Source organism: Macrococcus sp. CoH-51_TC_04 (genome assembly GCF_058188655.1).
In genome coordinates this window covers 1-248 of sequence record NZ_JBVGOY010000087.1, presented here as the reverse complement: position 1 = coordinate 248, position 248 = coordinate 1, and the positions used below count along the sequence as shown (strand labels likewise).

General features: G+C 38.3%; 1 protein-coding gene. It reads right to left on the bottom strand.

What is annotated here, in order from left to right:
- Nucleotides 1-248: HTH domain-containing protein (locus ACZ2V4_RS11870; RefSeq protein ID WP_490514973.1), on the bottom strand; the 248-nt coding region annotated here is incomplete at both ends.

The following is a 248-nucleotide window of genomic DNA, read 5'->3' as shown; positions in this document are numbered from 1 at the left end:
GTGGACATTTTAGCGTGGACATTTTTTTCTCGGATGATTTCATACTGTGTATAGGTATTGATTCTAAAGACCATTGCACCGTTATTCTTACGTTTACCACTGACAGTGTGAATCTTCGTGATATAACCTTTTGCATCAAGTTTTTTTAGCGTTCGATAGACGGTTTTCTTGCTGATTTCGAGATGATCTGCGATGGTCTGAAGTTTTAGGTGAGCATAACCGATCACCTTTAAGCTGTGCTGTTTTAA